Here is a 16,727-nt window from a genome sequence, read left to right as displayed (position 1 = left end):
TCCTTAAGATTTCTGGAACATGGCGAGCATGCGCCGGGTTACGAGGAAGCCGCCAACGATGTTGATACCAGCCATAAAGACCGATAGCGCCGCCAGCAGAATGACGAGGAATGATCCCGATCCGATCTGCATCAGCGCCCCAACGATAATGATCGATGAGATCGCGTTGGTGATTGCCATCAGCGGTGTGTGCAAGCTGTGCGCAACGCCCCAGATCACCTGGAAGCCCACGAATATGGCCAGCACAAACACGATGAAGTGCTGCATGAAGCTGGCCGGAGCGATCAGCCCCACCAGCAGCATAAGCGCACCACCCACACCAAGCAGGGTGAACTGCTGTTTGGTCTGCACCTTGAAGGCTGCAATCTCCTGCGCCCTTTTCTCTTCCGGGGTCAGTTCCTTGACCTCGGTCTTTTTCTGCGCCGCGATCGCCTGAACCTTGGGTGGTGGCGGCGGAAAGGTGATCTCGCCCTCATGCGTCACCGTCGCGCCACGGATCACGTCATCTTCCATATCATGATTGACCTTGCCGTCCTTCTCGGGCGTCAGGTCGGTCATCATGTGACGGATGTTGGTCGCGTACAGAGACGACGATTGCGCCGCCATCCGGCTGGGGAAGTCGGTATAGCCGATGATGGTCACGCCATTGTCGGTCACGATCTTCTCATCCGCCACGGTCAGCTTGCAGTTGCCGCCCTTTTCCGCCGCAAGGTCAACGATGACCGAGCCCGGCTTCATCGCTTCTACCATGTCCTTGGTCCAAAGCTCGGGCGCTTCGCGATTCGGGATCAGTGCCGTGGTAATGACGATATCTATTTCCGGAGCAAGCTCGCGGAACTTGGCCAGTTGCGCCTCGCGAAATTCATCGGACTGGACCGAGGCATAGCCGCCTGTGGACGCGCCATCCTGCTGGTCTTCTTCAAAATCCAGATAGACGAACTCGGCCCCCATGGATTCGACCTGTTCGGCCACTTCCGGGCGCACGTCGAACGCATAGGTAATCGCACCCAGCGAGGTCGAGGTCCCGATCGCCGCCAGACCGGCCACGCCAGCCCCGACAATCAGCACCTTGGCGGGCGGCACCTTACCGGCCGCCGTCACCTGACCGGTAAAGAACCGGCCAAAGTTGTTCCCCGCTTCGATCACCGCACGGTAGCCTGCGATATTGGCCATCGACGACAGAGCGTCCATCTTCTGCGCCCGCGAAATACGCGGGACCATCTCCATCGCGATAACGGTTGCACCCTTGGACTTCGCAGCCTCCATCCCTTCTTCATTCCCTGCGGGATTAAAGAAGGATATCAGGGTCTTATCCTTGGTCAGACGCTTCAGCTCGGTTGCGTCGGGCTGACGAACTTTGGCGATGATATCTGCGGCCTTCCAAAGCGAAGCGGCGGTCTTGGCGACTTCGACGCCTGCTGCCTCATAGGCAGCATCCGAGAACCCCGCAGCCGCGCCAGCGCCCTTCTCGATCAGGCACTCAAATCCCAGTTTCTGCAACTGCACTGCCGAGTCTGGGGTCATCGCGACCCGGTTCTCGCCCTTGTATGTTTCCTTTGGCGTCCCAATTTTCACCAGTCGGTTCCCCCTAATTTTTGCTTCAGTCCAGGTGGGTATTCAGCAAAGAATGACAAGCTGATATCTATCCCGCGCAAGATTGTTTCGCAAGCGCAGCATTTGTGACGCTGTGTCATGATGACAACACACTCAGATCCAACGCCGGGTTTTACGTTCGTACCGGGCGAAGTCGGCGCGGAATGTGCGGCGCAACCGGTCTTCCTCGGGAACGATAAAACGGCGCTCGAGCACCCAGACAAAAACTGGGATCAGCACCAGCGACAACACTGCGTCAAAGCGTAAGATCAGCCCGGTCAGGATCAGAACATCGCCAAGGTAAATTGGATTGCGGCTGCGCTTGTAGATGCCCGATTGCACCATCGCCGAGGGCGTTTCATGTGGCATAACGGTCGTCTGGAAGCGGCGGAATTCGACAATTGCCATGATCATCAGAATGACACCGCCACCGATCAACATACCGCTGAGCAGTCCAGTTAGGACGCCCTCCAACGACAATCCGAATGGCAGCAAACGCGCCTGCCCCCATGCCAACGCAGCGAAAACCACAAGCCAGACAGGTGGAAGGTCGATCCGACGCATGGCCATCCCTTATTCGGCGACATACACCCGCGCATGTCGTTTCTGGGCGACGTGTTATCGCTTTCCGACCTCGAACGCAAAAGCTCAGGTTGTCGCATCAGGAAAAATTGGCACCCTCCGAAGCATAACAGCATCAGGTTTGCGGGAATGGACAGGATTGTTTGGATCAGATAGGCCAGTTTTGACTGAATAATCCGCAGCAATTGAACGAGGAACCATGACCGATTTTGCCGCTACCAAGTCCATGTTCTACCTGCCCGAAGGAGTATTGTATCTGGATGGCAATTCGCTGGGTCCGTTGCCGAAATCAGCCGCAACCCATGTAGGCAACATGATGCAGCACGAGTGGGGTCAGATGCTGATCACCGGATGGAACAAGGCAGGGTGGATGGCTATGCCGACCGGCTTGGGCGATCGGATCGGGCGATTGATCGGGGCCGAACCCGGAAGCGTTGTCGTGGGCGATACTTTGTCGATCAAGGTCTATCAAGCCGTCGCCTCGGCGCTAGAGTTGAACCCGACCCGTAAGGTGGTTTTGTCTGACAACGGTAACTTCCCTTCGGATCTCTATATGGCCGACGGGTTGCTGCGATCGCTGGGGCCGGACTATGAGCTACGCGTGGTCGATCCCAAGGACGTCGCCGCGCATATCACCGAAGAGGTTGCGGTGCTGATGCTGACCGAGGTCGATTACCGCACGGGTCAGATGCACGACATGAATGCTTTGACCGAACTGGCCCATGCCAATGGCGTCGTCACTGTTTGGGATCTGGCACACTCGGCCGGGGCAATCCCAGTGGACCTGTCAGGCTGCAACGCAGATTTCGCCGTTGGCTGTTCATATAAGTATCTCAATGGCGGCCCGGGCGCGCCCGCATTCATCTACGTAGCCCCGCGTCTGAACGACAAAGTGCGCCCGGCGCTCTCGGGCTGGTTGGGGCATGAAACACCGTTTGCCTTCGATCTCGATTATCGCCCCGGTGCAGGGATCGAGCGGATGCGGGTCGGCACCCCTCCGGTCATCCAGATGGCGGCCTTGTCAGCGGCGATGGATATCTGGGACATGGCCGAAATGGCCGATGTGCGCGCCAAATCAATCGAACTCACCGAGTTGTTCATCGCCCGCGTTGAGGCCACCTGCCCCGAGCTGACCTTGGCCAGCCCCCGCGATCCTGCGCAACGCGGCAGTCAGGTCTCGTTCCATTTCGAGGAAGGCTATGCCGCAATGCAGGCACTGATTGCGCGCGGCGTGATCGGAGATTTCCGGGCACCCGATATCATACGCTTTGGCTTCACGCCGCTTTATGTCGATGAAGGGGATGTGGAACAGGCTGCCGAGATCTTGGCTGATATTATTACCAGTAAATTATGGGACAAGCCGGAATACAAAATCCGGCAGCGTGTTACCTGACCTCAAGCGCCGCGCCCAACAGCGTGGCAAGCTGAGAAATGCTCTGCTCAAACTCATCAGCGCTGGAGGCCGTCATTTTGATGCCCTTCAGCGATGCGGTGATCGTCTTAGCCGCCTCATCCGGTCCGACAGGCAGGTGCGCGCGTCCCGCAGCATCCTCGCGGCGCAGCCAATCCGCATAAAGACGGGTCAGTTCGGCCTCTCCCTCCTGAATGATATCCGTCGACATGGACTTTGTGGCATCCAGCATCTCAAGCCCGTGAGGAGACGCCAGAATGTCCGCCATCCCCTGGGATTGCACCTGAATCGCCCGTTCCAGAAGTTGCGGCAGGGTTCCTGAACCAGACAAAGCCTCTGCCACCAAGGTGGTTTTTTCACCGTAGTAGAATTGGGTCAGCTCGCGAACGATGGCCTCTTTGTTCTTGTAATGCAGATACACTGCGGGCCGGGACATCCCCGCCCCTTTTGCGATGTCATCCATCGAGGTCTTTCGAAACCCATAGGTCGCGAATGCCTGAAAAGCCGAATTCAGAATCGCGGCCGTCTTGGAATATTCACTTGCACTCGTCATGAGAGAACCACTGACATTTATTGTCTATTTTGTCAATTGACACACTGACACTTTTCATTAATTATGTCAGGAACCAGCCACAGCCAAGAGAGGTGCGCCATGGCGACGGCCCTTAAGATCAACGGAAAGACCCATCAGGTTGATCTGCCTGATGATGTACCCCTGCTGTGGGTGTTGCGTGATGAGGTCGGCCTGACCGGTACCAAGTTCGGCTGCGGCGTGGCCGCCTGCGGGGCTTGCACCGTGCATATCGACGGTGAAGCCGTTCGATCCTGTCAGGTCGCTCTTTCGGACGTCTGGGGTGACGTGACCACGATCGAAGGTCTGGGAACGCCCGATGCAATGGCCGCAATCCAGAAGGCTTGGGTTGATCATCAGGTGGCACAATGTGGGTACTGCCAGTCTGGCCAGATCATGCAGGCTGCGGCTTTGCTGGCCGAAAACTCAGCGCCCTCCGACGAAGACATTGATGACGCGATGCAGGGTAACCTGTGCCGCTGCGGAACTTACCCCCGCATCCGCGCCGCGATCCATGATGCGGCATCCAAGCTGAAGGAGGCCTGATCCATGGCAAGCATCGGAAAAATTCTGCGCCGAACCTTCCTGATCGGATCAGCCGCCATTGTCGGTGGTGTTGCCTTCGGCGCGTATTACGTCACCCGCCCTGCTGCGAACCCTCTGAAACCGGGCAAAGGCGAAACCGCGCTCAGCCCCTTTGTCCTGATCGACCAGCAAGGTGTGACGCTATTCGCGCCGCGTGCTGAGATGGGTCAGGGCGTGATGACTACTTGGGCCGCGCTGATCGCCGAAGAACTGGACGTCGAGCTGGACGACATTCGCGTTCTGCACGGGCCGGCGGCAGCGGCCTACTACAATCATGCACTCGTTGGGGAAGGCCTGCCGAACAAGGGTTATGACGTCTCGGATTTTCAGCACAATCTGGGCGAGGCATTAGGCGTCCTTGGCAGAACTCTCAGCCTTCAGGTAACCGGCGGCTCAACCTCGATGAAAGACGGGTTTGAGCGGATGCGCATGGCGGGCGCCACCGCGCGCGAGACCTTGAAGCAGGCTGCGGCAGAACGGCTGGGTGTGGATCGCGCACAGCTTACGACAGAAAATGGCGTAGTGATCGCCCCCGATGGGACCCGCATCCCCTATACCGAACTGGCCGAGGCTGCAGGCCAGATCGAGCCGCCCGAGGTCGCCCTGCGCGATCCTTCCGAGTGGCGCTTGCTGGGCAAATCCCTGCCCCGCGTAGATGTTCTGGCCAAGTCCACAGGCACCGCCGAGTTTGGTATCGACGTGCGTCCCCAAGGTCTGAAATTCGCTTCGGTCCGCATGAACCCCAAGCTGGGCGGTGTGATGAACAGCTTTGACGCCAGCGCTGCCGAAACCATGCCCGGCGTCGAAAAGATCGTTGATCTGGGCACCGGTGTTGCGGTGATTGCCAACAACACATGGCTTGCCATTCAGGCGGTTGAGGCGATCGATGTGGATTGGGGCGATGCCCCCTACCCGCCCGACACCGACGCGCTGTCCGAACATATCTCCAAGGCGTTTGACGACGCTCCGAATTCGACCATGCGCGATGATGGCGATGTAGATGTCATGCCCGAAGGGGCAACCGAAATCACAGCGGACTACACCGTACCCTATCTAGCCCACGCCACAATGGAACCGATGAACGCCACGGCGTTATACACCGGCGACAAGCTGGACCTGTGGTGTGGCAATCAGGCTCCGACCTTGATCCAAATGCGGGTGGCCAATACCGCTGGTCTTGAGACCGAGGCGGTCGACATCCACACCACCTATCTGGGCGGCGGTTTCGGTCGTCGGGGTGAACTGGATTTCGGTGAGATCGCCACAAAGGTTGCCATGGCCATGCCCGGCACTCCGGTTCAGACAACCTGGAGCCGTGAAGAGGATATGCGCCACGACTATTACCGCCCCGGCGCGATGGCCCGGATGCGGGGTGCGATCAAGGATGGCAAAGCTATATTGATCGATGGCAAGGTCGCGTCGCAATCCCCGACCCAGCAGGCCGTAAAGCGCTATACCGGCCTATCCGGAGGCGGCCCCGACAAAGTCCTTGTCGAAGGATTCTTCAACCAACCCTATGCCGTGCCGAACTACCGAATGAGCGGCCATATCGCCGATCTGGCCGTGCCGGTGGGCTTCTGGCGCTCGGTCGGCAACAGCCACAACGGATTCTTCCACGAGACCTTCTTGGATGAAATGGCCCATGCTGCCGGGCGTGATCCCCTGGAATTCCGACTGGAACTAGCCAAGCCTGAATTTGCTCCGGCTGCGGGCTGTCTGGAAGCCGTCAAGGAGATGTCCGGCTGGACCGGCGAAACCCCCAATGCTGTCGGACGCGGCGTGGCGATGACCTACAGCTTTGGAACACCCGTCGCGCAAGTGATCGAGGTGGTAGACGAAGACGGCACCATCCGCATCAACAAGGCATGGATCGCCTGTGATGTCGGTCTTGCGCTGGATCCGTCGACGGTTGAGGCCCAGATGATCGGCGGCATGATCTATGGCCTGTCTGCCGCAACTACGGGCGAAATCACCTTCTCGGACGGCGAAGTCGAACAGTACAACTTCCCGGACTATGACGCGTTAAGGATGCACAATACGCCGATCACCGAGGTGCGCGTGCTGGAAACCAACAAGCATCTGGGCGGGGTCGGTGAACCCGGAACACCTCCGTCGATGCCCGCTTTGGGGAACGCGTTGTTTGATCTGACCGGCGAACGCGCGCGCAGCTTGCCGCTGAACAAACAGTTCAATCTGTTGGTTTGATTTGCCACTGGTCCGGCGCGGTGCCGGGCCAGACCTCAGGCCATGCGCTGCAAACGGGCCGCCTCATTCCTTTCGGCCCAAGCGTATACAGCTCGTCCAAATGCCTGAAACAGCGGGCGCGAGACCGGATCGTTTGCCGCATCCCATTCAGGATGCCACTGGACCGAAAGCGTAAAGCCGGGCGCATCCTTGACATAGATCGCCTCGGGCGTGCCATCGGGTGCGTGACCGTCGATCACGACATTCTCGCCCAGCGTTTTGATCCCTTGTCCGTGCAAAGTGTTGGTCATCACCTCAGCTGCGCCCAACACGCGATGGAATACACCGCCTTCAGTCAGCGTCACAACATGGCGCAGGGCGAACTTCTCTTCCAATGAGCCGTCTGGGGGCATCCGGTGGTTCTGACGCCCCGGCAGATCGCGAATTTCGGGATATAGCGTACCGCCCAAGGCGACGTTTACTTCCTGAAACCCCCGGCATATGCCAAAGAACGGCTGCCCCCGATCGGCACAAGCCCGAACCAGCGGCAGCGTAATCGCATCGCGCGCACGGTCAAACTCTCCATGCGCCTCGGTTGCGGGTTCGCCGTATTCCTCAGGGTGGACGTTGGGCCGGCCACCGGTCAGAAGGAACCCGTCGCAGACCTCAAGCAGCTCCTCGACTGCAACATAGCGCGGGTCGGCGGGGATCAGCAGCGGCAGACAATCAGAGACGTTGGATACCGCGTCTGAATTCATCGTCCCACCTGCATGGGTTGGGTACTGATCATTCATCAAGTAAGAGTTGCCGATAATTCCAACGACGGGGCGCGCCATTCCAAGTCCTTTGTTTCGCTCGTATTCCGCAAAACCTATCGACAGCCTGCGCCGCGCGCAACGGCACAGACCCTGCATGGCAGCGCAAGCGCGTGTTCAGCCGCGCACACCACCCGCGAATTTCAACCAGAGAGTTAGATCTCGCCTATCAGCCCGGCGGTCTCGATACCTTTCAGCGCGGCCTGGGCGTCATTGTCGGAAGTATCGCCGGTGACACCCACGGCACCGATCACCGCACCCTTGCGATCACGCAGTAACACACCTCCCGGGACCGGAATGACCTGACCGCCGTAAACTCCGTTCACCGCCGCCATGAAATAGGCCTGCCCTTCCGCCCGCTGCATCTGGGCAGTACCCGCCATCCCCAACATCACCGACCCGTAAGCTTTGCCATGTGCAATTGCAAACCGCCCCGGCGCAGCCCCATCTTCGCGCTCAAAAGCGATCACATGGCCGCCTGCATCCAGAACCACGACCGAAAGAGGCTTCAACTCCATCTCACGCCCTTTTTCCAGCGTTTTACGAATAATGGTACGCGCCTTGCGCAATGAAATTGCCATGCCGGATTCCTTTCATCTGGCCAAAAATACCTTCGGGGGAGCGCGAGGGGGCAGACAGCCCCCTCGTTCCCGTCGTTGCCGCTAGCTCAGGCTCGCCTTCATTTCCAAACGGCGGGCGTGCAGCACCGGTTCAGTATAACCCGAAGGCTGCATACGTCCCCGGAACACCAGATCGCAAGCCGCTTGAAAAGCAAAACCGTCAAAACCCGGAGCCATCGGCTGATAGGCCGGGTCACCTTCGTTTTGACGATCCACCACCGCAGCCATTTTCTGAAGCGCCGCCATCACCTGCTCCTGACTGATCAGGTCATGATGCAGCCAGTTGGCCAGCGCCTGTGACGAAATCCGACACGTCGCGCGGTCCTCCATCAGGCCAATATCATTGATATCCAGCACTTTCGAACAGCCAACCCCCTGATCAATCCAGCGCACCACATAGCCCAGAATGCCTTGGGCGTTGTTGTCAATTTCACGAGCGATCTCTTCGGCGCTAAGGTTACGCCCCGCCAACAACGGCGGGGTCAACAGATCATCCAGCGTACCCCGAGCACCGCCTGCGGCCAATTCGGCCTGTCGCGCCAGCACGTCGACCTTGTGATAATGCGTCGCGTGCAGTGTTGCGGCGGTGGGCGACGGCACCCAGGCGCAGGTCGCACCTGATTGCGGGTGGCCGATCTTGATCGCCAGCATATCCTGCATCCGATCCGGCATCGCCCACATCCCTTTACCGATCTGCGCCTTACCTTTAAGGCCACAGGCCAGACCGATATCGACATTCCTGTCCTCATAGGAGGCAATCCATGGCGTGTCCTTGATATCGCCCTTGGGCAGCATCGGCCCCGCCTCCATTGAGGTATGGATCTCATCCCCTGTCCGGTCCAGAAAGCCAGTATTGATGAAAGCCACGCGCGATTTCGCAGCGCGGATACATTCCTTGAGGTTGGCCGATGTGCGCCTCTCTTCGTCCATGATCCCCAGCTTCACGGTGTTGCGCGGCAGGCCCAGAATATCCTCGACCATATCAAAAATCTCGACCGCGAATGCAACCTCTTCGGGCCCGTGCATCTTGGGTTTGACCACATAGACAGATCCTTTGATCGAGTTCCCGCCCTCGCACTGCAGATCATGTATGGCGATCAGTGTAGTGCAGAGCGCATCCATCAGCCCCTCACCAATCTCACGCCCCTCGGAATCCAACACGGCCGGGTTGGTCATCAGGTGACCCACATTGCGCACCAGCATCAGCGACCGGCCCTTGATCGTCGCCTGTGCGCCATCGGGTGCTGTATAAGCCAGATCCGGTGCAAGCTTTCGGGTGAATGTGGTGCCGCCCTTCGTAACCTCTTCGGTCAGGTCACCAGCCATCAGACCCAGCCAGTTTCCATAGGCCAACACCTTGTCAGAAGCATCGACACAGGCGACAGAATCTTCACAATCCATGATGGTCGAGAGGGCGGATTCCAGACGTACATCGGCGATGCCCGCAGGATCAGTCGCGCCAATCACGCTATGCTCATCAACCCTGATCTGGATGTGTAAACCATTGTTGCGCAGCATCACGAATTCCGGCTTCTCAGGCGCACCGCCATACCCTGCGAATTGAGACGCATCAGCCAAGGTCGGCATCAGCGCGCCGTCCTGAACGCCCAACCCGGACACATCCGCCCACGACCCGAAGGCCAGCGGTACGGCCTGATCCAGAAAGGCCTTGGCCCATGCAACAACCCGAGCGCCGCGTTCCGTGTCATAGGCTTTGCCCGTCGGCAAATCGCCCAGCGCATCCGTTCCATAAAGCGCATCATACATACTGCCCCAACGTGCATTCGCCGCGTTCAGCGCAAAGCGTGCGTTGGTGATCGGCACAACAAGCTGCGGGCCTGGGGTTTGTGCGATTTCAGGGTCAACATTTGTGGTCTCGATTTCGAAATCACTGCCAGCATCCACCAAATAACCGATCTCGCGCAGGAACGATTGGTATTCACCTGCATCAATGGCAAGGCCCCGCCGCGCCGCGTGCCAGCCATCGATTCGGCCCTGAATATCAGCACGTTTTTCCAGCAGTGCGCGGTTCTTCGGCCCCAGCTCGTTCACCAAACGCTCCAGACCCGACCAGAACAGGTTTGCCGTAATCTCTGTGCCCGGCAGTGCCTTCCGTTCGATGAAGTCCACCAGAACCGGGTCGATTTGCAGCCCGCTTCGGGTCTCTCTGCTGCTCATATTCCGAATCCCCTACGATTGTGTGCCATTGTATGCGCCCATCAATTAGGGCGTTCGTTTCCGATAGGCAACTTATGTCCCTGCGTTCGGAGTTTTCGAACCAACGCGAAACTGTTTCGAATCGGGGAAGTCGACGGCGCGTCGGTTGCGGCGCCAGCGCGAAGCCCCTAACGTCGCGCCAGATTCCCAGATAATGAGGCCCCCGATGCGCGACGCCGCCCCCACCACGATCTATCTGAAAGACTACACCCCGTTCGGCTACTTGGTGGACAGCGTGCATCTGACCTTTGATCTGGCCCCGAATGCCACACGCGTGACCTCTCGTATCAAATTCCGTCCGAACCCCGACGCCACGGATCGCACATTCTTTTTGCACGGCGAACAGCTGAACCTGATCCGCGCGGCGATTGATGGCGTCGTGATCACGCCCGACGTCACCGCCGAAGGACTCACTGCTGCCGCTCCTGACGCTCCCTTCGTTTGGGAGGCCGTGGTCGAGATTGATCCCGGCAACAACACCGCGCTTGAAGGGCTTTATATGTCGAACGGCATGTACTGCACCCAATGCGAGGCCGAAGGCTTTCGCAAGATCACTTACTACCCCGACCGCCCCGATGTGATGTCGACGTTCACCGTGCGTATCAACGGTGACCTTCCAGTGCTTCTATCCAACGGCAACCCATCGGGTCAGGGCGATGGCTGGGCCGAATGGATCGATCCCTGGCCCAAACCCGCCTATCTGTTCGCACTGGTCGCCGGAGAGCTGATCGCCCATCCCGGCCAGTTCACCACCAAATCCGGCCGTGACGTCGAACTGAACCTCTGGGTCCGTCCGGGTGATGAGGGCAAGTGCGCTTTCGGCATGGAGGCGTTGAAGAAATCAATGAAATGGGACGAGGACGTTTATGGCCGCGAATACGATCTGGACGTGTTCAACATCGTGGCCGTTGACGATTTCAACATGGGCGCGATGGAGAACAAGGGGCTGAACATTTTCAACTCTTCTGCTGTTCTCGCCAGCCCCGAAACCTCGACCGATATGAACTTCGAACGGATCGAGGCGATCATCGCGCACGAATATTTCCACAACTGGACCGGCAACCGGATCACCTGCCGCGACTGGTTCCAGCTGTGTCTGAAAGAGGGCCTGACCGTGTTCCGCGATGCGCAGTTCACCTCGGACATGCGCTCGGCCCCGGTGAAGCGTATCCACGATGCCATCGACCTGCGCGCGCGGCAGTTCCCCGAGGACAATGGACCCTTGTCGCACCCGGTACGGCCCGAGAGTTTTCAGGAAATCAACAACTTCTACACCTCAACCGTCTATGAGAAAGGCGCTGAGGTGATCGGGATGCTGAAACGGCTGGTCGGGGATGAGGCCTATGCGAAAGCACTGGACCTCTATTTCGAACGCCATGATGGGCAGGCCTGCACGATTGAAGACTGGCTCAAGGTGTTCGAAGACACCACGGGCCGCGATCTGAGCCAGTTCAAACGCTGGTACAGCCAGTCGGGCACTCCGCGCGTCTCGGTTGCCGAAAAGTGGAACGATGGCACGTATACCCTGACGCTCAGCCAACGCACCGAGCCGACGCCGGGACAGGAGGACAAGCGATCTCAGGTCATTCCTGTCGCAGTGGGCCTGCTTGGCCCAAACGGCGATGAGGTACGCGCCACCGAGGTGTTCGAACTGACCGAAGCCGAGCAGAGCTTTACCTTCACTGGCCTTGCGGCCAAACCCGTGCCCTCGATCCTGCGGGATTTTTCGGCCCCCGTGATCCTTGAACACGAACCCACAAATGCCGAGCGCGCCTTCCTGTTGGCCCATGACACCGATGCGTTCAATCGCTGGCAAGCGGGGCGCTCACTGGCCGAAGATACCCTGCTACGTATGATTACCGATGAGGCAACGCCGGACGCCGACTATCTTGACGGCTTGCAGGCGGTGTTGCGGGACAAGGCTTTGGATCCAGCCTATCGCGCGCTGATGCTGGGCCTGCCGACGCAATCGGAACTGGCGACTGCGCTGCATGACAAAGGCATCACCCCCGACCCGATGGCGATATGGAGGGCGGTTGAAACCCTGCGGCAAGCTACGGCCCAGCATGTTCAAGACCTGCTGCCCCGGCTCCACAGTGAAACGCTGGTGGATGCACCTTACCAACCGGACGCCGAGCAATCGGGCAAACGGGCCTTGGGTGGCGCGGCACTGGCCCTGACCTCGCGGCTGGACGGCGGTCTCATGGCGGCCGAAGGCTATACACGCGCTGATAATATGACCCTGCAACTGACTGCCCTGTCTTGCCTGCTGCGCGCTGGCAAAGGTGAAGCAGAATTAGCGGGCTTCTACGATCAATGGCAGCATGACCGTTTGGTCATGGACAAATGGTTCGCCCTTCAGGTCTCGATGACCGGACCTGACAAAACGGTTGAGACCGCACACAGATTGACCGAGCACACTGATTTCAATTGGAAAAACCCCAATCGCTTCCGTGCGTTGATGGGGTCCCTGGTCGGCAGCCATGCGGGCTTCCATCAGGCGGACGGAGCGGGCTATGCGCTGCTGGCCGATTGGCTGATCCGGCTGGATCCGGTGAATCCGCAAACCACCGCCCGGATGTGCAGCGCGTTCCAGACCTGGAAGCGGTATGACTCCGACCGGCAAGAGCTGATACGCGTGCAACTGACCCGTATTTCCAATACACCCGACCTGTCGCGGGACACGACCGAAATGGTCTCGCGCATCCTCGGCGCATGACACCGTTCCGTTTCGTTCGCCAAAATCGCAACCAGCGCACAATTTTGATCCTGATCGGCATCTACGCGGCGCTGATCGGAATGATCATCCTGCTGGATGCGGTCTGGTGGCTGATGGCTGTGCTGGCCCTGACCACTGTGCCCGCGCTATGGGATTTCTTCAAAGACACGAGCGCGGGCATGGAACTGACCGATGACACCCTGCGTTGGCACAGTGGCCAGCGTCAGGGTGAACTCAAACTATCCGAGGTTGATCGATTCCGGTTCGACACCCGATGGGATTTTTCGGTACGCGTTTCGGCGATACTGAAATCTGACAAGCGCCTGCGGTTGCCAGATGAGTCGCTGCCGCCGCACAGGCAGTTCGAAGAGGTCCTGAATCAGGCAGGATTCGCAGTCGAACGTCATCATTTTACGGTTTTTTGAAACGATTCATGGATTCAGCACCTTATTGGCATCGGATTCTCGGGCCTAGGGTGATGCGCACTTGATTTGAGTGCAGTTTTTGGCAAACTGAGCGGGTTACATGTTTTTTCCAGTTCGAGTTTTGCCATGTTTTGGTCCTTAGAGGCTTTTGCCGCCCGTTTTTTCGGTTTTTCTGATCCCGCCCGTACGCCTCTGCCTGCGTCCGTTGCTGATGCCACGGCGTGGCTTGTTGCATCGGGGCAATTGAACATCCCTGTCGCCGAAACAGATGCGAATGATGTGATCGGGCATCGTGTGATCGAGCGTGGCCGCCATCTGGCGCGGCAGGATATGTGGGCCCAGCTTTCCCACGAGATGCGCGAGGCGGACGAGGCGCGCAAAACCACGCCCTGCGGACAGCCTCTTACAGACTTGCTGGCATTTGGCGCACGTTCAGATGTCGTATTGGCGGCGGAACATGCGCTATCAGACTACAAAGCGGTTTGTGACTATGATCTTTTGGGTGGGATTTCCGAGCTGGAAGGTGAAATCCAAAACCACCGCAACGATCCCATGATCGCGTTGGTGGTGGCACTGGCCCATATCGATCTGGCCTGGGCCTGGCGTGGAACGGCGCATCCCGAAGCCCTGCCGCCGCTTCATCAATCCCGTTGTACAGCACATTTCGACCGCGCTGCTGCCTTGCTGCCCGGATGCCGTGCGGCGATGCCGGATAGCCCCGCAATTGCTGCGGCTGATTGCGCCTTGCTGGCGGGTCACATCACCCCGCGAACCCGCGTCTCTGACAAGTATGAGGCGCTGATCACGCTGGAGCCTCAGAACCATCGCCATATGCGTGCGATGGGCAGCCACCTGCTGCCGCGCTGGTTCGGCAGTTATGAAGAGCTAGAAGTTCAGGCCCTGCGCAACGCCGCGCGGACCCAGAAAACCTGGGGCGCGGGCGGTTACACCTGGGTTCAGTTCGACGCCATCGCCCTGGATGACGAGGCCTGCGCGCGTGTCGATGTCGAATATTTTCTGGAAGGTCTGCGCGACATTGTTACGCGTCGACCCGATCAGCAGACAATCAATCTGCTGGCGGCGTACTGCTCTGTCACACTGCAGAACCGAATGGGTCAAAACCCGAGCGCCGATACCGCACGCGAACAGATTTGCGCAGCAGCGGACTGGCTGATCCGCGACCACCTGACTGAGCTGCACCCCCTGATCTGGGCCCATGCGGCGAACGGGTTCAACAACAGTCTGCGCGTCAACTCGGCCGAGCGTTTCGCCGCCCGTGGCCGCCGCGACGCGCTGCGCGCCATTGCCAACTTGCTGCGTGAAGAACTGCACAGCGGTCAGAGCGTGACCTTCACCCCGACCGGGTTGCAGTTCTCGGGGAACTAACCCCTTGCTCCTTTGGCGCGCCGGGCCTAATACGCAGGCTTAGACTTCTGCGGATATGAGGCGCGCCATGCTCGACCTGACATACGAAATGCCCAAACCCAAAACCATTGCCGGGGCCAAGCACGATTGGGAACTGGTAATCGGGATGGAGGTGCACGCTCAGGTCTCATCCAATGCCAAGCTGTTCTCGGGCGCATCGACCCAATTCGGGGCCGAGCCAAACTCGAACGTGGCCTTCGTTGACGCGGCAATGCCGGGGATGCTGCCGGTGATCAACGAATATTGCATTGAACAGGCGGTGCGCACCGGGTTGGGCTTGAAGGCAGAAATCAACCTGAAATCGGCCTTTGATCGCAAGAACTATTTCTACCCTGACTTGCCGCAAGGTTACCAGATTTCTCAGCTTTATCAGCCTATTGTAGGCGAAGGCGAAGTACTGGTCGAAATGGGCGACGGCACCGCACGCATGGTGCGGATCGAACGCATCCATATGGAGCAGGACGCAGGCAAATCGATCCACGACATGGACCCGCATATGTCTTTCGTGGACCTGAACCGGACAGGTGTTTGCCTGATGGAGATCGTTTCGCGCCCCGATATTCGCGGTCCCGAAGAGGCCGCCGCCTATATCGTCAAGCTGCGTCAGATCCTGCGGTATCTGGGCACCTGCGACGGCAACATGCAGAACGGTAACCTGCGGGCGGACGTGAACGTCTCGATCTGTTTGCCGGGCACATACGAGAAGTATCAGGAAACACAGGACTTTTCACATCTGGGTACGCGCTGCGAGATCAAGAACATGAACTCGATGCGGTTCATCCAGCAAGCGATTGAGGTCGAAGCGCGCCGTCAGATCGCCATCGTCGAAGCGGGTGGCAAGGTCGATCAGGAAACCCGCCTGTATGACCCGGACAAGGGCGAAACACGCTCGATGCGGTCCAAGGAAGAAGCGCATGATTACCGCTATTTCCCCGACCCCGATTTGCTGCCGCTGGAAATCGAACAGGCATGGGTGGACGATATTGCCGCCAAGCTGCCAGAGCTGCCGGACGCCAAAAAATCTCGCTTTATCAGCGAGTTTGGTTTGACCGACTATGATGCCTCAGTCCTGACTGCCGAGGTCGAGTCGGCCGCTTATTTCGAAGAAGTTGCCAAAGGTCGTGGCGGCAAACTGGCCGCGAACTGGGTGATCAACGAGCTGTTTGGCCGCCTGAAAAAAGAAGACCATGACATCACCGAGTCGCCGGTTTCACCTGCGCAATTAGGTGGAATCATCGACCTGATCGCCTCGGATGCGATCTCGGGCAAGATCGCCAAAGACCTGTTCGAAATCGTTTACACCGAAGGTGGTAATCCGGCGCAGATCGTCGAAGAACGCGGCATGAAACAGGTGACCGATACCGGTGCGATCGAGGCCGCTTTGGACGAGATCATCGCGGCCAACCCGGCGCAGGTTGAGAAGGCCAAGGTAAACCCGAAACTGGCCGGCTGGTTCGTTGGTCAGGTGATGAAGGCCACCGGTGGCAAGGCCAATCCGAAGGCCGTTAACGAATTGATCAGCAAGAAGCTGAGTTCGTAAATCTTCCGAGTTGTACAAACCCCAGACAGGGGTTTGTCTG

The 16,727-nt window shown here is 58.7% G+C and carries 13 protein-coding genes; 7 read left to right on the top strand and 6 right to left on the bottom strand.

Annotated features, from left to right (window positions below; all coding sequences use genetic code 11):
- Positions 1–3: 3 nt before the first annotated feature.
- Positions 4–1,575 carry a Re/Si-specific NAD(P)(+) transhydrogenase subunit alpha gene (locus BLU89_RS00785; RefSeq protein ID WP_074733666.1) on the bottom strand — a complete coding sequence of 524 codons (1,572 nt, stop codon included), beginning with the start codon at positions 1,573–1,575 and terminating at the stop codon, positions 4–6.
- Between the two features lie 132 nt (positions 1,576–1,707).
- On the bottom strand, positions 1,708–2,157 hold the full coding sequence (locus tag BLU89_RS00780; protein ID WP_074736258.1) for a methyltransferase family protein: 450 nt from the start codon (positions 2,155–2,157) through the stop codon (positions 1,708–1,710).
- A 217-nt stretch (positions 2,158–2,374) separates the two neighbouring features.
- On the opposite strand from BLU89_RS00780, the gene kynU reads away from it, so the two are divergent.
- Complete coding sequence (kynU, locus tag BLU89_RS00775; RefSeq protein ID WP_074733665.1) at positions 2,375–3,568, top strand: kynureninase; 1,194 nt, start codon at positions 2,375–2,377, stop codon at positions 3,566–3,568.
- Here kynU and BLU89_RS00770 read toward each other — a convergent pair.
- Positions 3,561–4,139: a TetR/AcrR family transcriptional regulator gene (locus BLU89_RS00770; protein WP_074733663.1), complete on the bottom strand. Its 579-nt coding sequence runs from the start codon at positions 4,137–4,139 to the stop codon at positions 3,561–3,563. The two genes, kynU and BLU89_RS00770, sit on opposite strands and share 8 nt — an antisense overlap.
- A 99-nt stretch (positions 4,140–4,238) precedes the next feature.
- Here BLU89_RS00770 and BLU89_RS00765 point away from each other — a divergent pair, with 99 nt between their 5' ends.
- The gene (locus BLU89_RS00765) at positions 4,239–4,703 is read left to right on the top strand and encodes a (2Fe-2S)-binding protein (RefSeq protein ID WP_074733662.1); all 465 of its coding nucleotides are present in this window, start codon (positions 4,239–4,241) and stop codon (positions 4,701–4,703) included.
- A 3-nt stretch (positions 4,704–4,706) separates the two neighbouring features.
- Positions 4,707–6,947 carry a xanthine dehydrogenase family protein molybdopterin-binding subunit gene (locus tag BLU89_RS00760; RefSeq protein ID WP_074733660.1) on the top strand — a complete coding sequence of 747 codons (2,241 nt, stop codon included), beginning with the start codon at positions 4,707–4,709 and terminating at the stop codon, positions 6,945–6,947.
- 35 nt (positions 6,948–6,982) lie between these two features.
- On the opposite strand, the gene BLU89_RS00755 is transcribed toward BLU89_RS00760, so the two are convergent.
- The 3 genes from BLU89_RS00755 to BLU89_RS00745 form a co-directional block, all read right to left on the bottom strand.
- Complete coding sequence (locus tag BLU89_RS00755) at positions 6,983–7,762, bottom strand: gamma-glutamyl-gamma-aminobutyrate hydrolase family protein (protein WP_074736256.1); 780 nt, start codon at positions 7,760–7,762, stop codon at positions 6,983–6,985.
- A 134-nt stretch (positions 7,763–7,896) separates the two neighbouring features.
- Positions 7,897–8,322: a GlcG/HbpS family heme-binding protein gene (locus tag BLU89_RS00750; protein ID WP_074733658.1), complete on the bottom strand. Its 426-nt coding sequence runs from the start codon at positions 8,320–8,322 to the stop codon at positions 7,897–7,899.
- Between the two features lie 81 nt (positions 8,323–8,403).
- Positions 8,404–10,539: a malate synthase G gene (locus tag BLU89_RS00745; protein WP_074733656.1), complete on the bottom strand. Its 2,136-nt coding sequence runs from the start codon at positions 10,537–10,539 to the stop codon at positions 8,404–8,406.
- Between the two features lie 205 nt (positions 10,540–10,744).
- On the opposite strand from BLU89_RS00745, the gene pepN reads away from it, so the two are divergent.
- The 4 genes from pepN to gatB all read left to right on the top strand — a co-directional run bounded on the left by pepN (position 10,745) and on the right by gatB (position 16,687).
- Entirely contained in the window at positions 10,745–13,297 is a 2,553-nt protein-coding gene (gene pepN, locus BLU89_RS00740; protein WP_074733654.1) for an aminopeptidase N, read from the top strand.
- A complete protein-coding gene (locus tag BLU89_RS00735) occupies positions 13,294–13,722 on the top strand; it encodes a hypothetical protein (protein ID WP_074733653.1) in 429 nt (142 codons plus the stop codon). The genes pepN and BLU89_RS00735 overlap by 4 nt, the downstream gene beginning before the upstream one ends.
- 126 nt (positions 13,723–13,848) lie before the next feature.
- Positions 13,849–15,108, top strand: coding sequence for a hypothetical protein (locus tag BLU89_RS00730; protein ID WP_074733651.1), 1,260 nt, complete (start codon positions 13,849–13,851; stop codon positions 15,106–15,108).
- 67 nt (positions 15,109–15,175) lie between these two features.
- On the top strand, positions 15,176–16,687 hold the full coding sequence (gene gatB, locus BLU89_RS00725; RefSeq protein WP_074733649.1) for an Asp-tRNA(Asn)/Glu-tRNA(Gln) amidotransferase subunit GatB: 1,512 nt from the start codon (positions 15,176–15,178) through the stop codon (positions 16,685–16,687).
- The last annotated feature ends 40 nt before the right edge of the window (positions 16,688–16,727 follow it).

Source organism: Ruegeria halocynthiae, from assembly GCF_900106805.1.
Taxonomy (GTDB): domain Bacteria; phylum Pseudomonadota; class Alphaproteobacteria; order Rhodobacterales; family Rhodobacteraceae; genus Ruegeria; species Ruegeria halocynthiae.
The sequence above is the reverse complement of the archived record's forward strand: the minus strand, read 5'-3'. Positions and strand labels throughout refer to the sequence as shown.

Coding starts and splice junctions, on each gene's coding strand:
- pepN (WP_074733654.1), top strand. CDS start 10,745: ATGCGCGACGCCGCCCCCACCACGATCTATCTGAAAGACTACACCCCG.
- BLU89_RS00780 (WP_074736258.1), bottom strand. CDS start 2,157: ATGCGTCGGATCGACCTTCCACCTGTCTGGCTTGTGGTTTTCGCTGCG.
- BLU89_RS00730 (WP_074733651.1), top strand. CDS start 13,849: ATGTTTTGGTCCTTAGAGGCTTTTGCCGCCCGTTTTTTCGGTTTTTCT.
- BLU89_RS00760 (WP_074733660.1), top strand. CDS start 4,707: ATGGCAAGCATCGGAAAAATTCTGCGCCGAACCTTCCTGATCGGATCA.
- kynU (WP_074733665.1), top strand. CDS start 2,375: ATGACCGATTTTGCCGCTACCAAGTCCATGTTCTACCTGCCCGAAGGA.
- BLU89_RS00745 (WP_074733656.1), bottom strand. CDS start 10,539: ATGAGCAGCAGAGAGACCCGAAGCGGGCTGCAAATCGACCCGGTTCTG.
- gatB (WP_074733649.1), top strand. CDS start 15,176: ATGCTCGACCTGACATACGAAATGCCCAAACCCAAAACCATTGCCGGG.
- BLU89_RS00735 (WP_074733653.1), top strand. CDS start 13,294: ATGACACCGTTCCGTTTCGTTCGCCAAAATCGCAACCAGCGCACAATT.
- BLU89_RS00750 (WP_074733658.1), bottom strand. CDS start 8,322: ATGGCAATTTCATTGCGCAAGGCGCGTACCATTATTCGTAAAACGCTG.
- BLU89_RS00765 (WP_074733662.1), top strand. CDS start 4,239: ATGGCGACGGCCCTTAAGATCAACGGAAAGACCCATCAGGTTGATCTG.
- BLU89_RS00755 (WP_074736256.1), bottom strand. CDS start 7,762: ATGGCGCGCCCCGTCGTTGGAATTATCGGCAACTCTTACTTGATGAAT.
- BLU89_RS00770 (WP_074733663.1), bottom strand. CDS start 4,139: ATGACGAGTGCAAGTGAATATTCCAAGACGGCCGCGATTCTGAATTCG.